16 protein-coding genes and 4 pseudogenes are annotated in these 19,307 nt (G+C 34.5%); 9 read left to right on the forward strand and 11 right to left on the reverse strand.

What is annotated here, in order from left to right; genetic code table 11:
- Nucleotides 1-28: 28 nt before the first annotated feature.
- From rpmG to GK51_RS00810, 6 genes and pseudogenes are all read right to left on the reverse strand, one after another.
- Nucleotides 29-211, reverse strand: coding sequence for a 50S ribosomal protein L33 (gene rpmG, locus GK51_RS00790; protein ID WP_007648529.1), 183 nt, complete (start codon nt 209-211; stop codon nt 29-31).
- A 26-nt stretch (nt 212-237) separates the two neighbouring features.
- A pseudogene (rpmB, locus tag GK51_RS02520) lies at nt 238-475 on the reverse strand (50S ribosomal protein L28).
- A gap of 101 nt (nt 476-576) precedes the next feature.
- Nucleotides 577-1,824 carry a competence/damage-inducible protein A gene (locus tag GK51_RS00795; protein ID WP_048331058.1) on the reverse strand — a complete coding sequence of 416 codons (1,248 nt, stop codon included), beginning with the start codon at nt 1,822-1,824 and terminating at the stop codon, nt 577-579.
- Nucleotides 1,824-2,165, reverse strand: a complete 342-nt coding sequence (locus tag GK51_RS00800; protein ID WP_048331059.1) for an Hpt domain-containing protein — start codon at nt 2,163-2,165, stop codon at nt 1,824-1,826. The genes GK51_RS00795 and GK51_RS00800 overlap by 1 nt, the downstream gene beginning before the upstream one ends.
- The gene (locus GK51_RS00805; protein WP_048331060.1) at nt 2,166-2,777 is read right to left on the reverse strand and encodes a fumarylacetoacetate hydrolase family protein; all 612 of its coding nucleotides are present in this window, start codon (nt 2,775-2,777) and stop codon (nt 2,166-2,168) included.
- Between the two features lie 112 nt (nt 2,778-2,889).
- The gene (locus tag GK51_RS00810; protein WP_048331063.1) at nt 2,890-3,663 is read right to left on the reverse strand and encodes a 3'-5' exonuclease; all 774 of its coding nucleotides are present in this window, start codon (nt 3,661-3,663) and stop codon (nt 2,890-2,892) included.
- 212 nt (nt 3,664-3,875) lie between these two features.
- On the opposite strand from GK51_RS00810, the gene GK51_RS00815 reads away from it, so the two are divergent.
- The 4 genes from GK51_RS00815 to GK51_RS00830 all read left to right on the forward strand — a co-directional run bounded on the left by GK51_RS00815 (nt 3,876) and on the right by GK51_RS00830 (nt 6,318).
- Nucleotides 3,876-4,532 carry a hypothetical protein gene (locus GK51_RS00815; protein ID WP_048331065.1) on the forward strand — a complete coding sequence of 219 codons (657 nt, stop codon included), beginning with the start codon at nt 3,876-3,878 and terminating at the stop codon, nt 4,530-4,532.
- A 110-nt stretch (nt 4,533-4,642) separates the two neighbouring features.
- Complete coding sequence (locus GK51_RS00820; RefSeq protein WP_048331067.1) at nt 4,643-5,170, forward strand: DUF421 domain-containing protein; 528 nt, start codon at nt 4,643-4,645, stop codon at nt 5,168-5,170.
- A gap of 68 nt (nt 5,171-5,238) precedes the next feature.
- Entirely contained in the window at nt 5,239-6,045 is an 807-nt protein-coding gene (locus GK51_RS00825) for an alpha/beta hydrolase (protein ID WP_048331069.1), read from the forward strand.
- 33 nt (nt 6,046-6,078) lie between these two features.
- Nucleotides 6,079-6,318, forward strand: coding sequence for a hypothetical protein (locus tag GK51_RS00830; RefSeq protein WP_048331070.1), 240 nt, complete (start codon nt 6,079-6,081; stop codon nt 6,316-6,318).
- A gap of 195 nt (nt 6,319-6,513) precedes the next feature.
- On the opposite strand, the gene GK51_RS00835 is transcribed toward GK51_RS00830, so the two are convergent.
- The 3 genes from GK51_RS00835 to recR form a co-directional block, all read right to left on the reverse strand.
- Complete coding sequence (locus GK51_RS00835; protein WP_048331071.1) at nt 6,514-7,815, reverse strand: dihydrolipoamide acetyltransferase family protein; 1,302 nt, start codon at nt 7,813-7,815, stop codon at nt 6,514-6,516.
- 80 nt (nt 7,816-7,895) lie between these two features.
- The gene (locus tag GK51_RS00840) at nt 7,896-9,002 is read right to left on the reverse strand and encodes a glycosyltransferase family 2 protein (protein ID WP_048331073.1); all 1,107 of its coding nucleotides are present in this window, start codon (nt 9,000-9,002) and stop codon (nt 7,896-7,898) included.
- A 4-nt stretch (nt 9,003-9,006) separates the two neighbouring features.
- Nucleotides 9,007-9,624 carry a recombination mediator RecR gene (recR, locus tag GK51_RS00845; protein ID WP_048331075.1) on the reverse strand — a complete coding sequence of 206 codons (618 nt, stop codon included), beginning with the start codon at nt 9,622-9,624 and terminating at the stop codon, nt 9,007-9,009.
- A gap of 80 nt (nt 9,625-9,704) precedes the next feature.
- On the opposite strand from recR, the pseudogene GK51_RS00850 reads away from it, so the two are divergent.
- Nucleotides 9,705-11,148: pseudogene (locus tag GK51_RS00850) on the forward strand (sodium:solute symporter).
- Here the strand turns inward: GK51_RS00850 and GK51_RS00855 are convergent.
- On the reverse strand, nt 11,125-11,487 hold the full coding sequence (locus GK51_RS00855; protein ID WP_048331079.1) for a CoA-binding protein: 363 nt from the start codon (nt 11,485-11,487) through the stop codon (nt 11,125-11,127). The pseudogene GK51_RS00850 and the gene GK51_RS00855 sit on opposite strands and share 24 nt — an antisense overlap.
- Nucleotides 11,488-12,324: 837 nt before the next feature.
- Nucleotides 12,325-13,334, reverse strand: a pseudogene (locus GK51_RS00860) (3-oxoacyl-ACP synthase III family protein).
- 218 nt (nt 13,335-13,552) lie between these two features.
- Here GK51_RS00860 and GK51_RS00865 point away from each other — a divergent pair.
- From GK51_RS00865 to GK51_RS00880, 4 genes and pseudogenes are all read left to right on the forward strand, one after another.
- Nucleotides 13,553-15,997, forward strand: a complete 2,445-nt coding sequence (locus tag GK51_RS00865) for an alpha/beta hydrolase family protein (RefSeq protein WP_048331081.1) — start codon at nt 13,553-13,555, stop codon at nt 15,995-15,997.
- 173 nt (nt 15,998-16,170) lie between these two features.
- On the forward strand, nt 16,171-18,081 hold the full coding sequence (gene htpG / locus GK51_RS00870) for a molecular chaperone HtpG (protein WP_048331076.1): 1,911 nt from the start codon (nt 16,171-16,173) through the stop codon (nt 18,079-18,081).
- A 167-nt stretch (nt 18,082-18,248) separates the two neighbouring features.
- Complete coding sequence (locus GK51_RS00875) at nt 18,249-18,926, forward strand: carboxypeptidase-like regulatory domain-containing protein (RefSeq protein WP_048331077.1); 678 nt, start codon at nt 18,249-18,251, stop codon at nt 18,924-18,926.
- Nucleotides 18,927-18,928: 2 nt separating this feature from the next.
- Nucleotides 18,929-19,307: pseudogene (locus GK51_RS00880) on the forward strand (transglutaminase domain-containing protein); the annotation flags it as partial.

Below are 19,307 nucleotides of genomic sequence, written 5' to 3' on the forward strand. Positions count from 1 at the left end.
TTTTCACCTAGTAGTGAAAACGCTATAATTATTTAATTTCTTTATGAACAGTCATACGCTTAAGAATAGGATTAAATTTCTTAATCTCCATTCTATCTGGTGTATTTTTTTTGTTCTTAGTTGTAATATATCTTGAAGTTCCTGGTTGTCCAGATTCTTTGTGCTCTGTGCACTCTAGTATTACTTGTATTCTGTTACCTTTCTTTGCCATTGTACTGTATTTTTATAATCAGACTATTACTTAATAAATCCTTTTGCTTTTGCTTCTTTCAACGCAGCAGTAATTCCGATTTTGTTAATAGTCTTTAATGTTGATGTAGCAACTTTTAAGGTTACCCACTTATCTTCTTCTGGGAGGTAAAAAACGTTTTTTAATTAGATTTGCATCAAATCTACGCTTTGTTTTGTTCATTGCGTGAGACACGTTGTTTCCAACCATCGCTTTCTTTCCTGTAAGTTCACAAACTCTTGACATTGTTCTATCTTTAAAAGTGTTATTTCGACTATTTCAAAACAGACGTTTTAAAACAGGCTGCAAATTTAGTAAATCTTTATAATATCAACAAACTAAAATCGCTACTTTTTTAAAATTTCTTTCTGTAGCATTTCAAACGCCTTATTTACAGCTTTCATAATAACTTTAGTTCGGTGATTGCCCAATTCAAATTTCTCCGAATATACCCTATCTTTGGTTGCAATGGCTATAAAAACAGTTCCTACTTCCGCATCTGAATCGCCTTTATCAGGTCCTGCATTTCCTGTTGTTGCAATGGCATAATCCGTTTTAAATAATTGCAACGCCTTTTTCGCCATAACTTCTGCAACTGAAGCGCTAACAACGGAATGTTCTTTTATTAATGCTTCTGGAACTTGCAATATTTCTATTTTAGCTTCGGTAGCATAACTCACAACACTGCCTTTAAAATATTTTGAAGCACCTGAATTTTTGGTGAATAGTTGCGCTATTCTACCACCAGTGCAACTTTCGGCTGTACAAACGGTTTTATTCAATGCTGTTAATTGTTTGCCTATTACGGCTTCAATGGATTCATCGGTTTCAAAGCCAACGAATATATCTTTTATTTGTGGCAGTAACGCTTTTATTTGTGTTTCCATTTCCGCTTCTACCAGATTTTTATCAGCTGCTTTAGCCGATAATCGTAAACGTACGCGACCTAATCCTGGCAAATACGCCAATTTCATAAAAATGGGCAAATTATCTTCCCATGCTTCAATACGTTCTGCTAGATTGCTTTCACCTAAACCGTAGGTTAAAATTGTAGTATGTTTAATATATGGAAACTGATACGTTTTTCGAAGCTTCGGAATAACTTCATCATTCATAAGCGCTTTCATTTCATAAGGTACGCCTGGAAGTGAAATAAATACTTTTCCGTTTTTTTCCATCCACATACCTGGAGCACTGCCATATTTATTCATCAAAACTTGGGCTTTACTAGGTACCAAGGCTTGATCTATATTAACTTGTGCTAATGGTTTTTTAATGTAGGTTTTCCAGATGTGTTTGATATTATCTAAAACCGCATCGCTTTGAACGAGAGAATCTTGAAAATAATCGCAAATGGTGCGTTTCGTGATATCATCTTTTGTAGGACCTAAACCGCCAGTAATGATGATGATATCTGCATTTTCTTCAGCTTCTTTAAGAGATTTTAGAATATGCGTTTTATCATCTTGGACAGATGTTATTTGATATACCGAAACGCCAATTTTATTAAGCGCTTGACTGATAAATGCGGAATTGGTATCAACTATTTGTCCGATGAGAATTTCATCGCCAATGGTAATAATTTCTGCTTGCATTATAAATTGAAATCTGCTTTGATTTCAGCAACTGTATTTTCTACAGCTCCAACCACACTTGCTAATTTGATTGAAACATCAAAATCTGTTTTTTCATATTTACCCCAATCTTGGACTTCAATTAAATCCTCTAATACACCTAATTCAAATAAGTCTACAGTTGGTTTCATTTTATGAGCTGCTTGATATGCTGAATAATAATCGTTATTAGCAACAGCAGTTTTTAGATGCTCTAAATCTTCGGGTACCTCCTCCAGAAATGCGGCAGCTAATGTAGCCACAAATTCCTCATCGCCATCTGCTAGTTCGCGTACTCGAAATAATTTATAATGTTGTTCCATTTATTTTACTGTTATTGAAAATAATTGTTGATTTTCTATATATCCTGTTAATTGATCGTTTGGTTCTACGCGTCCAACACCTGCTGGAGTTCCTGTAAATATAATATCTCCAATCTTTAAAGTGAAATATTTTGAGACATATTCTATTAACGCATCAATTTTCCAGAGCATGTGACTGGTATTTCCGTCCTGAACGATTTGATCATTCTTTTTCAAGGAAAAATTTAAATTACTAAGGTCTTCGAATTGTGTTTTTGGCAGCCAATCACCTATAACTGCAGCTCCATCAAAGGCTTTTGCTTTTTCCCAGGGCAATCCTTTTTCTTTGAGTTTTACTTGCAAATCGCGTGCTGTAAAGTCAATTCCTAAACCAATTTTATCATAATATTTATGAGCAAACTTTTCATCAATATATTTCCCAACTTTATTGATTTTAACTAAAATTTCAACCTCATGATGGACATCATTTGAAAAATCTGGTATAAAAAATGGCTGCTTTTTTAACAAAATTGCTGTATCAGGCTTTAAAAAGACAACAGGATCTGTTGGCCTTTCGTTTGCCAATTCTTTAATATGATCTGTATAATTCCGACCTATGCAAATGAGCTTCATATTCTTAAAAGATAAAAGAATAAAGACCGCTTCACTATTAGAAACGAGACTCCTACTCTTTTGGTTATTGATAATCCAGTCTATTTTCTAGACTCTCTTTTCTATTTTCTTCTTAAATTTTAGTGTTAAATTCACGCAACTTAATAGCCGTCAATACTTTTTTGGTATATAACGGAAAATCAGCATTAAGCAACCAGCCAAAATATCCAGGTTCTTGTTCTAATATTTCGGTTACTAATTTGCCTTTATGCTTTCCGAAGGAGAAACATTCTTCACCTTGTTTATTATAAGAAATGAAACCAGCAAAATCCGCAAACTTTTTACGTGAACTGAATTCTGCTAAAAATTTAGTATCATTTTCTAAATCTTCGTATTTCTCAATTTGGGCTTTTAAAACTTCATAGGTTGCATTCGTATCAGCTTCTGCCGTGTGAGCACCTTCTAAAGTTTCATTGCAATAAAACTTATAAGCAGCACTTAATGTACGTTGTTCCATTTTATGAAAAATAGTTTGTACATCTACAGAAACGCGATTTTTCATATCGAAATCCACATCAGCACGTAGCATTTCTTCAGCTAAAAGTGGAATATCGAATCGATTCGAGTTAAAACCACCTAAATCTGAATCTTTAATTATGTTATAAACTTCTTTCGCTAGTTCCTTAAACGTAGGTGCACTTGCCACATCAGCATCCGAAATACCATGAATAGCGGTCACTTCTTGCGGAATAGGCATTTCAGGATTTACCAACCAACGCGTGGATTCTTCCTTGCCATTTGGGTGCACTTTAAGAATGGCGATTTCCACAATCCTATCAGATGTAATACTGATTCCGGTTGTTTCCAAGTCGAAAAAACAAATGGGTTTGGTAAGATTCAATTTCATGTTATCTATTTTGGGCAAAGATAAATAGAATATATAAAAAAAGTCCTTTGGGAATTGATAAACCTTAAAGAAGAATCTGTTTTATTTAAAAATAATAGTCGAACTTCAACCAATAACACAATTCATCATTATTAAATAACAGTTGAGTTGCATAAAATTTTAAAACGCGAATAATTTGATGACTTTTAACGTATTAAAAAAAAACCAACCAAATGGAAGATATCATAACCACAGCTATTTACATTCACGCCTTTTTTGGCGGCATCGGACTTATTACAGGAATTGGTAGTACGCTAGTTAAAAAAGGGAGCAAAATCCATAAGCGATTCGGGAAACTGTTTTCAATAGGCATGATTACCAGTTCCCTAATTTCTATTCCGATTTCATGGATGCCAAATCACGAAAATTTATTTCTATTCGTTATTGGTGTGTTCACTATTTATCTGGTTTTGGCTGGAAATAGAGCACTGACCTTTAAATCGAAAACACAAGCCGATTGGATTGATAAAACCATTTCAGGCGTCATGCTAATATTTTCAATTTTTATGATTGGATTTGGTATTTATTTAATCGTTCTAGGAAATACCATGAGTATTCTGTTCTTGTTTTTTGGCGTATTTGGAGGACTTCTTCCTATTAAAGACTTTAAATTTTATAAAAACTCGCAAAACCCTAAAAATGGCTGGCTCATTGCACATGTTGTTAAAATGAATGGTGCTTTAATAGCGTCTGTAACCGCTTTTATAATTGCTGGAATTGGCATTCAAAGTTTAATTGCTTGGATTTTACCAACACTGATAGGAACCGTTTACATTATTTACTGGAAACGAAAAATGAAGATTAAGGTTGTCAAAGAAGAAGTTGTTTAAATTCTTCATAAGATTCTTATTTATTGATAAAGCTCATATGTTTTGTGATGACGTTCGTTCATTAAAACAAGAATACGTAATTTTCATTTCATACCAATAAACAACGTATTATGGACTGGATTTACAAAATTGACGACCCTATTTTAATTACATTTTTAGCAAGTTTCTTAATATTCATAGTTGTTATTGTGCTAACTCGAATTGTTGGTTTGCGATCGTTCGCAAAATTCACCGCTTACGATTTTGCTTTTACCGTCGCCATAGGTAGTATCATTTCATCCACATTAACATCTAGCACAACAGTTGCACATGGCTCTATGGCTATTGCGAGTTTATTGATTCTGACTTTTATATTTTCGTTTTTACAAAGACGCTTTCCAGCTTTAGACCAAGCCATCTCTAATAAACCCTTATTATTAATGAAAGGCAATCAGATTTTAGATGCTAATTTAAAACACTCCAGAATTCAAAAATCACAATTAATCGCGAAACTGCGCGAAGCCAACGTTACGAATTTCAATCAAGTTTTGGCTGTTGTTTTAGAGGCTACTGGAGATATTTCTGTTTTGCACAAAGCTAATTCCGATTCTGCTGAATTAGATTCCGAGATTTTAAATGGTGTTCGAGAGACACCTTAATTAGATAGAAATTTAATGATAAATTTCTATCTTTAAAATCTTAACGAAAACCACCAAAATATTTAAAAATGAATAAACTAGTTTATCTAATTGCGCTACTTCTTGTAAGCGTGAGTTGTAAAAACACACCGCAATATAATGACCCAATTCCTGAACATGATAATTTTACACTAAACTCAAATTTTGTTAATGAAGATCGCGTCATAAATGTTTGGGTTCCGCCTACTTATAAAACTTCTGAACAATCCTTTCCAGTTTTATATATGCCAGATGGTGGCATTAAAGAAGATTTTCCGCATATTGCCAATACTCTTGCCAAGCTTATTGCCGAAAAACAGATTCTACCTATAATTTTAGTCGGAATTGAAAACACCGAAAGAGGTCGTGATTTAACAGGTTTTTCTGAAGTAGAAGCCGATGCCGAATATTGCCCATTAACCGATGGTGCCAAAAATTTCCGCGCGTTTATAACCGATGAATTAGTTCCAGATATTAATAATAAATACAGAACAACCCATAAAAAAGGAATTATTGGCGAATCGTTAGCAGGGCTTTTTGTGATGGAAACATTTATGTTACAACCGGAAGCTTTTGATTTCTTTATTGCTATGGATCCATCACTTTGGTGGAACGATTTTAATTTGGTAAAAGAAGCTACAAATCATATGAGTCAATTTCCAGACGGACCCAAAAAATTATGGTTTGCAGGTTCTGGTGTTGAAGATATATCCAAACACACGAATAATCTCGCCAAAATTTTAGAAACGAATGCGCCAAAAAATGTGACATGGACCTATTCTGATGAACCGAATGAGCAGCATAATACTATTTTTAGAGCGACTAAAGAAAAGGCTTTGGTTTGGAGTTTGGATTGAGTTGATTTTTAGAAAGAAAAAGAACAAACATCTATGATTGACGAGCTTGTTGCTTATACCATATTTCATTTGGTAATAAATACTATTGGAGGCACCATTCGATGGATTTACGGTTCAATTTGGAGAACAATTTTTAAGAAACCAAAATTTAGTTTTAAGGAATATCTTTATGGTCCAAAAAAATCTAAAGATCATTGGGACAGGCAACATATGTTTAATAATGGGTTTGTTGCTATTATATTTTTAATAGGGTTAGGTTGGGTTTTAGTTTAGAAAAAACTTAAAAAGAATTATTCGGAATCAATTTCTAATTTTTCAATCGTAAAATCCCCTTATACAAATTGCAAATTCCCTAAACGCATAGAAGCTAAAACAAAACAAAAAGCACAATCTTCCGATTGTGCTTTTTGTTTATTTAATATATTTTAAATCGATAAATTTCGATGAGATTCCTACGTTCGCAGGAATTTAGATCTCGCGATTAGAATCCCAAGCCTCTAAATAATCTTTTACGGCTTTTACAAATTGGCCTCCTAATGCACCATTTACAACTCTGTGGTCATAAGAATGGGATAAGAACATTCTGTAACGGATACCAATAAAATCGCCTTCAGGTGTTTCCACAACTGCTGGTACTTTTCTGATAGCACCTAATGCTAAAATACCTACTTGCGGCTGATTGATAATTGGTGTTCCCATGATACTACCAAAGGTTCCAACATTCGTAACGGTGTATGTTCCACCTTGAATATCGTCTGGTTTAAGTTGGTTTAATCGTGCTCTATTAGCTAAATCGTTGACCTTTTTGGTCATACCAACTAAATTCAACTGGTCAGCATCTTTAATAACTGGAACAATTAAGTTTCCATCACCTAAAGCAGCTGCCATACCTAAATTAATATGTTTCTTTTTAACAATGGTATCGCCTTGTAAAGAAATATTCATCATTGGGAAATCACGTAACGCCTTGGCAATAGCTTCCATGAAAATTGGAGTAAAGGTTAAATTTTCACCTTCACGCTTCATAAAACCATCTTTTACCTTTTTACGCCAGTTCCATATTTTCGTCACATCGGCTTCAATAAAACTTTGAACATGTGCTGATGTTTGAACGGATTCCACCATGTGATGTGCAATCAATTTACCCATTCTGGACATTTCAATAATTTCATCATCACCCGAAGCAATTACTGGTGTTGCTTTAGGTTTTTCTGATTGTTTTGGGGTCGCTGCTGGTTGCGTTGGCTCTGCTTTTGGTGCTGCCGAACGATTCTCTAAATACGCAAGCATATCGTTTTTCGTGACACGACCATCTTTACCTGTTCCAGAAATAGCATCTAATTCACCTTGTGAAACGCCTTCTTCTTTCGCCATATTTTTTACCAATGGTGAATAAAAACGATCATCTGAAGATGCCACAGGAGCGGCAGCTTCTTGAGCAGCTGTTACTGTTTTAGCTACTTCCGCTACTGGAGCAGATTCCGTTACAGCTTCCGATTTTGGCGCTGCTTCAACTGAAGTTGATCCGCCTTCTGTTTCTATAATAGCAATGGTTTGTCCAACTTGAACCACATCGTCCACGCTAAACATAACCTCAACTAAAACACCATCTACTTCACTAGGCACTTCACTATCCACTTTATCCGTTGCAATTTCTAGAACTGCTTCGTCAGATTCAATAGTATCACCCACTTCTTTTAACCATGATGTAATGGTTGCTTCTGCTACACTCTCTCCCATTTTCGGGAGTTTTAATTCAAATCTTGCCATATCTGTAACTAAACCGTATGTTTTTTAATTTCGACTGCAAAATTAATGAAAAATCATCAAATTCATTGCAGTTTTAAGAATTAATTCTTTGTTAACAATTGTATTTCACCGCGATTTTTAGAACTATTACTTCCAATTATAAAGTCGGAATTATTAGGTAGAATTTTAAATGAAACGCCTTCGTAATCCTTCAATTCGGTAATATGTTGAAAAATATCTTTGTATGTACTTGTATTCGCATCAAAAACAACTTCTGAAAATGGATCCAAATAGCTTATTTCTTTCACTAAAGAAACTGGTTTATCCAATATAGTTTCTAAAATATGTGATTTTTCTGCTGTTTTTACAACATAAGATTGCCGTTTAGATTTAACCACTTCCGGCTCTGAACGCATGAGATAAGCGCCACGAATACCTAACCAAACAATACCATTAAACAGGGCATTGCTCTTAAAATGCTTTTTATAAAAAATTTGCATGGCACCATAAAAACGCTTGGCATAATTAACATCTTTTAGCGTGCTTTCCCCTTTATAATGGATAATAGTCGTGCTTCCAGTATAATAATTTTTATATCCTGCTTTGAAGACCTTGTAGGATAAATCAATATCTTCACCATACATAAAATAGTCTTCATCAAAACCACCTACGTTTAAGTACACCTCTTTTTTAAGCAACATAAAAGCACCTACAAAAATAGGGACTTCTCCTGTTTCAAATTCACCAATTTGATTCGCATAATATGAATTCGGATTACCTAAAAGTTTTTTTAGGGCGACGGTTGGTTTTGGAATATTACGTTTGCTTTCTGGTAGAAACTTCCCAGTTCCATCCATTAATCGGCAGCCAACAATCCCTAAATTATCTTGTTTTTCGGCAAAATCCAAAAGAATTTTAAACGTGTCTTCTGCAACAATGGTATCTGGATTTAGAATACACAAATACTCACCTTTAGCTTGTTTTACGCCTAAATTATTACCTTTTGAAAAACCATCGTTATTCGGGTTTTTAATTAATTTTACATTTGGAAATAGGGTTTTCACCATCTCACAACTCGTGTCAGACGATTGATTATCAACCACAATAATTTCAGCATCTAAACCATCAATGGCCTTTTCTACGCTTTTTAAACAAAGCTCTAGAAAATAGCGAACGTTATAATTTAATATAATTACAGATAACTTCAAATACTTACGATTTTAGGGATGCTTCAAATGGAATTCGGTTTACAATACTACGTCCAAGAGTGATTTCATCAGTATATTCCAATTCATTACCTACGGAAATTCCTCTAGCAATAGTAGATGTTACGACATTATAATCTTGAATTTGCCGGTAAATATAAAAGTTGGTGGTATCACCTTCCATAGTGGAACCTAATGCGAAAATGAGTTCTTTTACTTCACCTGTTTTTACTTTTTCAACTAAAGTTTGAATATTCAAATCTTGTGGACCTATACCATCCATTGGTGAAATTTTCCCACCCAAAACATGGTATAAACCTTTAAATGAACTGGTATTTTCAATAGCCATGACGTCACGAATATCTTCTACTACGCAAATAACATCCGTTAAACGATTTGGATTGGCGCAAATTTCGCATATTTCCACATCACTGATATTGTGACAACTTTTACAAAACTTGATATCGGAACGCATGGTTTTTAAAGCATCAGCCAACTGAACCGTTTGATTTTCAGGCTGATTCAACAAGTGCAAAACCAAACGCAATGCCGTACGTTTACCAATTCCTGGTAGTTGCGACATTTCGTTAACTGATTTCTCTAAAAGTTTCGATGAAAATTCCATAGCCGCGAATTTACGATTTTACATTTAAGAATTGCATATACAATGGTAATTTGTATTTTGGCACCACATTTTATAGCTATATGAGCCCAACGCAGATTATTCTTTTAATTGCCGCCTATTTTGTTGTATTAATTCTAATCTCCTATTTTACAGGTCAGGAGGATTCCAACGATGCTTTTTTTTAAAGCGAATAAATCCGCGCCTTGGTATTTGGTTGCATTCGGAATGATTGGCGCTTCGCTATCTGGAGTAACCTTTATTTCTGTTCCTGGTGCTGTGGAAACCAAACAATTTGGCTATTTGCAAGTCGTATTTGGTTACTTTTTTGGTTATCTAGTGATAGCTTATGTGTTATTGCCTTTATATTACCGATTAAACCTGACCTCTATTTATACGTATTTACGCGACAGATTTGGAAACACGAGTTACAAAACAGGTTCGGTAGCTTTTTTAATTTCACGTACTGTTGGTGCTGCCTTCAGACTCTTTTTGGTTGCCAAAGTATTGCAACTACTCGTATTTGATAATTTAGGCTTGCCTTTTCCCGTAACGGTTATCATTACTATTGCACTAATTTGGTTGTACACCTTTAAAGGCGGTATAAAGACTATTATTTTTACGGATACTTTGCAGACGCTTTTTATGTTGATTTCGGTAGTTGTTACCATTTCATTTTTAGCAAGCGCTTTAGATTTAAACGGTATGTCTGAAATCTATACGAATGTGAAGGACAATGCCATGAGTAAGGTTTTCTTTTTGGACGATTCTAATGACGCACAATTCTTCATAAAAAGCTTTTTAGCTGGTATGTTTATCACGATTACCATGACAGGTTTGGATCAGGATATGATGCAGAAAAACTTGACTTGTAGAAATTTAAAAGATGCCCAGAAAAATATGGTCGTTTTTAGTATCGTGCTCGTTTTTGTGAATATTTTATTTTTAGCATTAGGTTTAATGCTCACACAATATGCCCAGCAAAATGGTATAACGGCAACCAAGGATGATTTATTTCCAACCATTGCCATGCTCCCTGAAATTGGAATTATAACATCGGCATTTTTTATTCTCGGATTAATTGCTGCGGCTTATTCCAGTGCAGATTCAGCATTAACTTCCTTAACGACGTCGTTTTGTATTGATATTATTGAACTTGATAAAAAGCCACAAGACAAACAAAAAGGGATTCGGAAACGCGTTCATATTATGGTGAGTGTCGTTTTAGTAGCCGTCATTATTCTTTTTGACGCCTTATTTAAAGACGTGTCTGTTATCTGGGAATTATTTAAAGCAGCTGGTTATACTTATGGTCCGTTGTTAGGATTGTTCGCTTTCGGGATTTTAACTAAAGCCGAATTGAAAGACAAATATGTGTGGATTATTGCGGTAATTGCCCCAATTCTATCTTACTTTATTAATATGTATTCTGCTGAATTATTTAACGGTTATAAAATTGGTTTTGAAATTCTAATCGTTAACGGGCTACTTACCTATTTAGGTTTAATACTGATTCGTAGAAAGTAAAACGAGCGTGCAAGCCACTTCGCTTTCAATATTTGCAGCATCCAATAATTTATAGAAGTCTGGATTTTCCGTTCCAGGGTTGAAAATAACGCGATCAGGTTTTAAAGAAATAATATAGTCGTAGTACTCCACTTGACGTTGTGGATTCAAATACAATGTAACCGTATCAATATTTGAATAGGGTTTTAATTCCGTATCAATAGAAACACCTGCAACTATTCCAGCACGTAAACCAAAAGCCACCACATCATGTTGATAATTTACCAAGCGGTTTATGGCAATGTTGGAGTACCGATTCGGTTTTAAGGAAGCACCTATTACTAATGTTTTTTTACTCATAGCTGTTAATTTCGCGTTAAACACTGTTTTAAACTGTAACGTTTTTCAAAAGTACTCGTCTATACTGATAATAACAAATATTTAATAGTCTGCGTAATAGTTGATGGTTAGTGTTAATGTCTGACTATTAAATACAGAAAACCCAAGGTGTAAAAGCCTTGGGTTTTTGCTTTTTGTGTTAAATGATAGTTAAAAATGAAAAGTCGTGAAATAAAATCACGGTTTTTACGTCTATATAAGTAAGTGATAAGTTTTAAGTAATTTTTGAACTATTTAATTTATAGTTTAGTGTTAGTTAAATTGGTTAATAGGAGAAAACCCGAAGCAGTGATGTTTCGGGTTTTTTTTATGGGTTAGCTTCGAATTTTATTAATCTAGAATTTTGATTAAAACTCTTGAATATTATTAAAAATTATTTGTCCTTTCTTTTTTTCATTACCAAAAAAAAATGAAACAAAAAAGTCTAGGCTTACGAACCTATATCTAAATTTTTCATTTGATGCCTAAATTTCAGAAACTCGCATTGAATTTTTTTTAATACTCAAAAAATTTTGCTTGCTCAAACAGCCTAAAATTTTTCGGCATATTCATTTCAAATTTTACGATAAATCTTCGATAGGCCAAATTCAGGAGTCTTTAAAACAATAATATCTGTAAGAAAACTGGATTTGAAGTTGTTTCAATATTAAAAGAGCTTAAGATAGAAAAACCTCGAAGCAATTAAGTTCCGAGGTTTTTTTATGTGTTATTTAGAATTATTGCTTTTGAGATTAGCCACGCTGAATCCCTAATCTATCCAGAGTTTCCTTCCCGATAGCTATCGGGATTCGCAGGAATTTACCACTTAATAATCACACTTCCCCAAGTAAAACCACTACCAAAAGCAGCCAAAACTACAGTATCGCCTTCTTTAATTTTTCCGTTCTCCCAAGCTTCAGTTAAAGCAATTGGAATAGAAGCAGCTGTAGTATTACCATACTTCTGAATATTATTAAATACCTGATCGTCTGACAAACTAAATTTCTTTTGAATGAATTGCGAAATACGCAAATTCGCTTGATGCGGAATTAACATATCAATGGCATCAACAGGTAAATTATTTTTCTGAAGACCTTCCATAATGACTTCACTAAAACGCACAACGGCATTTTTAAAAACAAACTGACCATTCATATGCGGAAAATAACTTTCATCATTTGGATCATTATCGGCTAAAATATCATTCACCCAACGTTTACCCATGCCTGGTGCAATCAATACTAATTCTTCGGCATGTTCACCTTGGGAATGTAAATGCGTGGATAAAATTCCTTTGTTTGGATCTTCTTCACGTGTTAAAACAGCAGCTCCTGCCCCATCCCCAAAATAACAGAAACACCACGACCACGTGTGGTTAAATCCAATCCATGAGAATGTAATTCACTACCAATAACCAGAATGTTTTTATACATTCCCGTTTTTATGAAATTATCGGCAACGGAAATGGCATATACAAAACCAGAACATTGATTTCTGACATCTAATGCACCTACGGTTTTGATATCTAAAGCATGTTGCACTTGCACACCTGGACCTGGAAAATACATGTCCGGACTTAAGGTTGCGAATACAATAAAATCTATATCATCTTTATCAATTCCAGCACGTTCAATAGCCACTTTTGCCGCTTTCACACCCATGGTTGCAGTCGTATCATCAGACCCTTTTACAGCCCAACGACGTTCTTTAATACCTGTTCGTTCTTGAATCCAAGCATCATTGGTGTCCATCAATTTAGACAAATCGCCATTAGTTACCACATTATCAGGCACATAATGACCTAAACCGATTATTTTAGAATTATACATTGAAAAATATTTGTTATTAATTTCCGAATCCTAATACGTATTAGGCAGAAATTTCGTGATTAATCAGCGTGCAATTTAACCATTTCTAAAGTAAGAGTTTTCAAAAGCCAATCGCATTCGTTATGCACGCATAGCAAACCATATATTCTGCTGAATACGTTTCGATTATTTCAAAAATGTTTTTGGTATCTTTAGGCTTCAAAAAACAACCATTCAATATGAAATCATTAGTATACTCACTCCTCTTTTTATTTGTTATTTCAGGCTTTTCTCAAGAAAATCTGACCTATCAGAAACCACATCAAAATATTTTAGATTTAGCCGAAGCTCCTTTAACACCAAGCATTCGTATGGATAGTAAAGGTGAAAACATTGTGTTTCTATATAGAAGCGCTTATAAAACTATTGAAGAGCTATCGGAAACAGAATTGCGATTAGGTGGTTTACGAATTAATCCAGTTACCAATATTGGAAGTCGCACAAGATATTACAACAATATAGAAGTCAGAAATGACAAAAAAGGTAATCCAAAAGCGGTTTCAGGCTTACCAGAAAATGGTCGTTATGCTAATTTTTCATGGTCGCCAAATCAAAAATACATGACCTTTACCAATACCGTTTCAACTGGAGCGGAATTATGGGTTCTAAATATTTCTACTGGAACTGCCAAAAAATTAACGGCTCCAGAATTGAATGCCAATATGGGAAATCCTGCTGTTTGGATGAAAAACAGCGAAGCGCTTTTAGTAAAAATGCTTCCTAAAAACCGAAAAGCACTAATTAACACCAAAGAAGCAGTTCCAACAGGACCAACCGTTTCCGTGAGTGAAGCTGGCGTAAAAGCCCAAAACCGAACCTATCAAGATTTATTGAAGAACCCTAATGACGAGTATAATTTTGAACAATTAGCGCAAGCAGAATTATTTAAAGTGTCGCTTGATGGCAAATCAAGTCTTTGGAAATCGGCTGATATGTATCTTGGCATGTCCTTTTCACCAGATGGCAATTATGTGATGATAACAACCATTAGCAAACCGTTTTCATATTTAGTGCCTTATTCCCGTTTTCCTTCAGAAACGATTATTTATAAATCAAATGGCGATTTGGTAAAAAGCATGCTCCAAGTCCCATTAATTGAAGATTTACCTCAAGGTTTTATGGCGGAACGCACAGGTATGCGTGACCTTAACTGGCGGAACGACAAACCTGCAACCCTATATTGGGCTGAAGTTTTAGATGGTGGTGATCCTGAAAACGAGGTGCCCTTTCGTGATGAAGTTTTTCAGCAAGATGCACCTTTTACAGGAAAAATAACATCGCTTTTAAAAGTGAAAGATCGTTTTAGTGGCATAACTTGGGGAACTGATAATGTAGCCATTGTTTATGATTATTGGTGGAATACGAGGAATACTAGAACCTATGTTTTTAATCCATCCAACCCAAATCAAGAACCGACGGTTTTATTTGATAGAAATTACCAAGATGTGTACAGCAATCCAGGAAGTTTTGTTTCAACTAAAAATAATTTTAATGAATACGTTTTAGACGTTAATAATAACAAAGCCTATTTAATTGGTGATGGTTATAGTGATGCTGGAAAATTTCCCTTTGTTGATGAAATAAATCTGGAAACGCAGAAAACCACACGTTTATATCAGTCCACTTTAACCGACAAAGTAGAAAGTATCAGTTCGGCTTTAGATGCGAAAGATGGAACGTTTTTAGTGCGTATCGAATCGAAAAACGAATTCCCGAATTACTACATCCGAAATATTAAAAAGAAAAATAGTCTAACCGCTTTAACTTCGTTTGAAAACCCATTTAAAAGCATTCAAAATGTTAAAAAAGAAGTCATTACATACAAACGTGATGACGGTTTAGAATTATCAGGCACGTTATATTTGCCAACCAATTATGAAAAAGGTAAAAAATACCCAATGATTTTATGGGCTTATCCTCGAGAATATAAAGATAAAAGCAGTGCGAGTCAAAACACATCCAGTTCTAATGAATTTACATATCCATATTACGGTTCACCTATTTATTGGGTAACTAGAGGTTATGTGGTTTTAGATGATGCCGCTTTCCCAATTATTGGTGAAGGTGACGAGCAACCAAACGATACCTTTATTAAACAATTAGTTGGAAACGGTAAAGCCGCTATTGATGCGGTTGACGCTTTAGGTTATATTGACAGAAATCGCGTTGCCGTTGGTGGACACAGTTATGGTGCGTTTATGACAGCCAATTTATTAGCACATTCCAATTTATTTGCTGCGGGAATTGCCAGAAGTGGCGCTTATAACAGAACGTTGACACCTTTTGGTTTCCAAAGTGAAGAACGTAATTACTGGGAAGCGCCAGAAGTTTATTATAACATGTCGCCTTTTATGCATGCTGATACTATGAAAACACCTTTGTTGTTAATTCATGGTGAAGCTGATAATAATTCAGGAACCTATCCCTTACAAAGTGAGCGTTATTTTAATGCGTTGAAAGGACTTGGTGCACCAGTTCGTTTGGTGATGTTACCAAGGGAAAGTCATGGATATTCTGCTAAAGAATCTATTTTACACATGCTTTGGGAACAGGATGAATGGTTGGAGACGTATGTGAAGAATAAAAATACGGTCGAGAAAATTGAAACTTCTATTAAAGAATAAGTTTAAAAAAACTATTGTAAAATGCCATTCCCAAAACGAATGGCATTTTTTATTTCTCAAAATGTCAGTTTGTCACGTTTTAACAGTTGGTACTTTTTTTGACTAACACAATTCAAATAAGTTAAATATTAAATGAGATTCCAGCTTTCGCAGGAATTTAAACACATAAAATTATGGCAAAAGGTAGTATTAATGTATCGGTAGAGAATATCTTCCCGCTCATTAAAAAGTTTTTATACAGTGATCACGAAATATTTTTACGTGAATTGATTAGTAATGGTACAGATGCGACATTAAAATTAAAGCATTTAACCAGTATTGGTGAAGTTTCTGTAGAATACGGAAACCCTAAAATTGAAGTCAAAATTGATAAAGAAGGCAAGAAATTGCACATTATTGATGAAGGTTTAGGAATGACAGCTGACGAAGTTGAAAAATACATCAACCAAGTGGCTTTTTCTGGAGCTGAAGAGTTTTTAGATAAGTATAAAGATTCTGCTAAAGATTCTGGAATTATTGGTCATTTCGGTTTAGGTTTTTATTCAGCCTTTATGGTTGCTGAAAAGGTGGAAATCATTACCAAATCGTACAAAGATGAACCAGCAGCACATTGGACTTGCGATGGTTCACCTGAATTCACGTTAGAAGCTTCAGATAAAACAACACGTGGAACAGAAATTATACTTCATATTGCAGACGATTCTACCGAGTTTTTAGAAGAATCGAGGATCAGTCAGTTGTTACTGAAGTATAACAAGTTTATGCCAATTCCAATTAAATTTGGAACTAAAGAAGTAAACGATCCCGACTTTACACCAGCAACAACAACCGATAAAGACGGTAAGGAAACAACCGAACCACACAAGCAAATTACGGTAGATAATATCATAAACAACCCAAACCCAGCATGGACTAAATTACCAGCAGATTTGGAAGCAACGGATTATAACAGCTTTTACCGCGAGTTATATCCTGCACAATTTGAGGAGCCGTTATTTCACATTCATTTAAATGTAGATTATCCGTTTAATTTAACGGGAATTTTATATTTCCCAAAAATGACAAACGATTTAAACGTTCAAAAAGATAAAATTCAGCTGTACCAAAATCAGGTGTATGTTACCGATAATGTAGAAGGAATTGTACCCGAATTTTTAACCATGTTACGTGGTGTAATTGATTCGCCAGACATTCCATTAAACGTATCGCGTAGTTATTTACAAGCGGATGGAGCTGTGAAGAAAATTTCATCATACATCACACGTAAAGTGGCTGATAAGTTGAAATCCCTTTTCAACAGTAATCGTGAGGATTTTGAGAAAAAATGGGACGATATTAAAATCGTGATTGAATACGGAATGCTTTCTGAAGAGAAGTTCTTCGAAAAAGCTGATGCGTTTGCGTTATACCCAACCGTTGATGGTAAATATTTTACTTACGACGAATTATTCAACGCCATTAAAGCCAAGCAAACGGATAAAGATGGGAAGTTAGTTATTCTATATGCGTCCAATCAAGATGCACAACACAGTTATATTGAAGCTGCTAAAGCCAAAGGTTATGAGGTGCTGTTATTAGATTCGCCTATCATTTCGCATTTAATGCAGAAGTTAGAATCTAGCAAAGAAAACATCAGCTTTGCACGTGTAGATGCTGATCATGTTGATAATTTAATTAAGAAAGAGGATGAAACCATTTCTAAATTGTCAGATGAAGAAAAAACAACTTTAGAAAACGTATTAAAAGAAGTCATTCCACAGGAAAAATTTTCGGTACAGTTAGAAGCTATGGATAGTGATGCTACACCATTTATGATAACGCAACCCGAGTTTATGCGACGCATGAAGGAAATGCAGCAGACAGGTGGAGGCGGCATGCAAATGTTTGGTAGCATGCCAGACATGTACAATTTGGTGGTGAATACAAATTCCGCTTTAGTAGGCGAAATTTTAGAAACTAAAACCAAGAAAAAGCAAGAACGCTTAATTACACAGAGTTTGGATTTAGCACGACTCTCTCAAGGTTTATTGAAAGGTGAAGAGTTAACCAACTTCATTAAACGTAGTTATGAGCTTTTGAAATAAGGTTTAAAAACTGATATAAAATGAAAACCACTTCCCAACCGAAGTGGTTTTTTTGTACACTAACCAAAACGTAAGTTTCACGCACTCAAAAACACGTTTGTCTCATTGGCTGTTTCTAGATACTTGATAAACCGCTAGGTTTGAATCATAATCATAAAACAACTATCATGAAAAACAAACTAAACGTCAGTATTAAGACACCGTGTTCTGAAAATTACAATACCTTTTCACCTACAAAAGCAGGAGGATTCTGTAATTCTTGTGAAAAAGAAGTCATTGATTTTACCAACATGAAATCTGAAGCTATTATCAATTATTTCAAACTGAAAAATACTCAAAATACATGTGGCAGATTTAATTCTTCTCAATTAACATCTTTTAATCCAATTCCTAAAACCAATAAAAGACTCAATCTCATTGGTGGTTTAGGTTTAGCACTACTTTCTTTTTTTAGTTTCACTGCTAGCCAAGCACAAGAGAAAAAAACCGAAACAACTAATAACAATTCAGAGGTAAAAGAGCTTTCTCAAGAAAAAGACATTAGTGTAAAAGGAACTGTTTTAGATGAAAATGGTTTACCGCTACCAGGCACCAACATTGTTCTTAAAGACACAGCCATTGGGACACAAACGAATTTTGATGGTGAATTTGAATTTCCTGAAAAATTAAAAAAAGGAGATGTTCTCGTTTTTAGCTTTATAGGTTATAGCTCCAAAACCATTGTTATTAATAATGAAAATGCCACGCCTAAAATTGAAATGGAAGTTAATATGGACGCTGTTACATGTATCGTTATGGGAAAAGTAGCCGTAAAAAAAGTGTACAAATCCAAGAGAAACAAATAGGTATGTCAATCCGTTATTTTTTAATTTTCGTTATTAGCTGTACTATTTCACATGCGCAAATATCAGATTTCAAAGCTGTTAATTTTAAGCAAGCCGATTATATGGCCAAACTAAATAAAGGCGCTAGTTTGGATAATTTGCCGCTTTTAGCTCATAAGCTGACTTCTTCACTACCAACTGAAGTTGAAAAATTCAGAGCTATTTATACGTGGGTTTGTCAAAATATAACAGCCGATATGAATCAGCAAAATAAAATTTTTAGAAAACAAAAAAAATACAAATCCGATAGTCTTGGGTATGTAACATGGAATAACGCCTATTTAAAAACTACGTTTAAAAGGCTTCTAGAAGATAAAAAAACCATGTGTACTGGTTATGCTT

This window comes from Bizionia psychrotolerans, from assembly GCF_001039595.1.

Coding starts and splice junctions, on each gene's coding strand:
- rpmG (WP_007648529.1), bottom strand. CDS start 211: ATGGCAAAGAAAGGTAACAGAATACAAGTAATACTAGAGTGCACAGAG.
- GK51_RS00795 (WP_048331058.1), bottom strand. CDS start 1,824: ATGCAAGCAGAAATTATTACCATTGGCGATGAAATTCTCATCGGACAA.
- GK51_RS00800 (WP_048331059.1), bottom strand. CDS start 2,165: ATGGAACAACATTATAAATTATTTCGAGTACGCGAACTAGCAGATGGC.
- GK51_RS00805 (WP_048331060.1), bottom strand. CDS start 2,777: ATGAAGCTCATTTGCATAGGTCGGAATTATACAGATCATATTAAAGAA.
- GK51_RS00810 (WP_048331063.1), bottom strand. CDS start 3,663: ATGAAATTGAATCTTACCAAACCCATTTGTTTTTTCGACTTGGAAACA.
- GK51_RS00815 (WP_048331065.1), top strand. CDS start 3,876: ATGGAAGATATCATAACCACAGCTATTTACATTCACGCCTTTTTTGGC.
- GK51_RS00820 (WP_048331067.1), top strand. CDS start 4,643: ATGGACTGGATTTACAAAATTGACGACCCTATTTTAATTACATTTTTA.
- GK51_RS00825 (WP_048331069.1), top strand. CDS start 5,239: ATGAATAAACTAGTTTATCTAATTGCGCTACTTCTTGTAAGCGTGAGT.
- GK51_RS00830 (WP_048331070.1), top strand. CDS start 6,079: ATGATTGACGAGCTTGTTGCTTATACCATATTTCATTTGGTAATAAAT.
- GK51_RS00835 (WP_048331071.1), bottom strand. CDS start 7,815: ATGGCAAGATTTGAATTAAAACTCCCGAAAATGGGAGAGAGTGTAGCA.
- recR (WP_048331075.1), bottom strand. CDS start 9,624: ATGGAATTTTCATCGAAACTTTTAGAGAAATCAGTTAACGAAATGTCG.
- GK51_RS00855 (WP_048331079.1), bottom strand. CDS start 11,487: ATGAGTAAAAAAACATTAGTAATAGGTGCTTCCTTAAAACCGAATCGG.
- GK51_RS00865 (WP_048331081.1), top strand. CDS start 13,553: ATGAAATCATTAGTATACTCACTCCTCTTTTTATTTGTTATTTCAGGC.
- htpG (WP_048331076.1), top strand. CDS start 16,171: ATGGCAAAAGGTAGTATTAATGTATCGGTAGAGAATATCTTCCCGCTC.
- GK51_RS00875 (WP_048331077.1), top strand. CDS start 18,249: ATGAAAAACAAACTAAACGTCAGTATTAAGACACCGTGTTCTGAAAAT.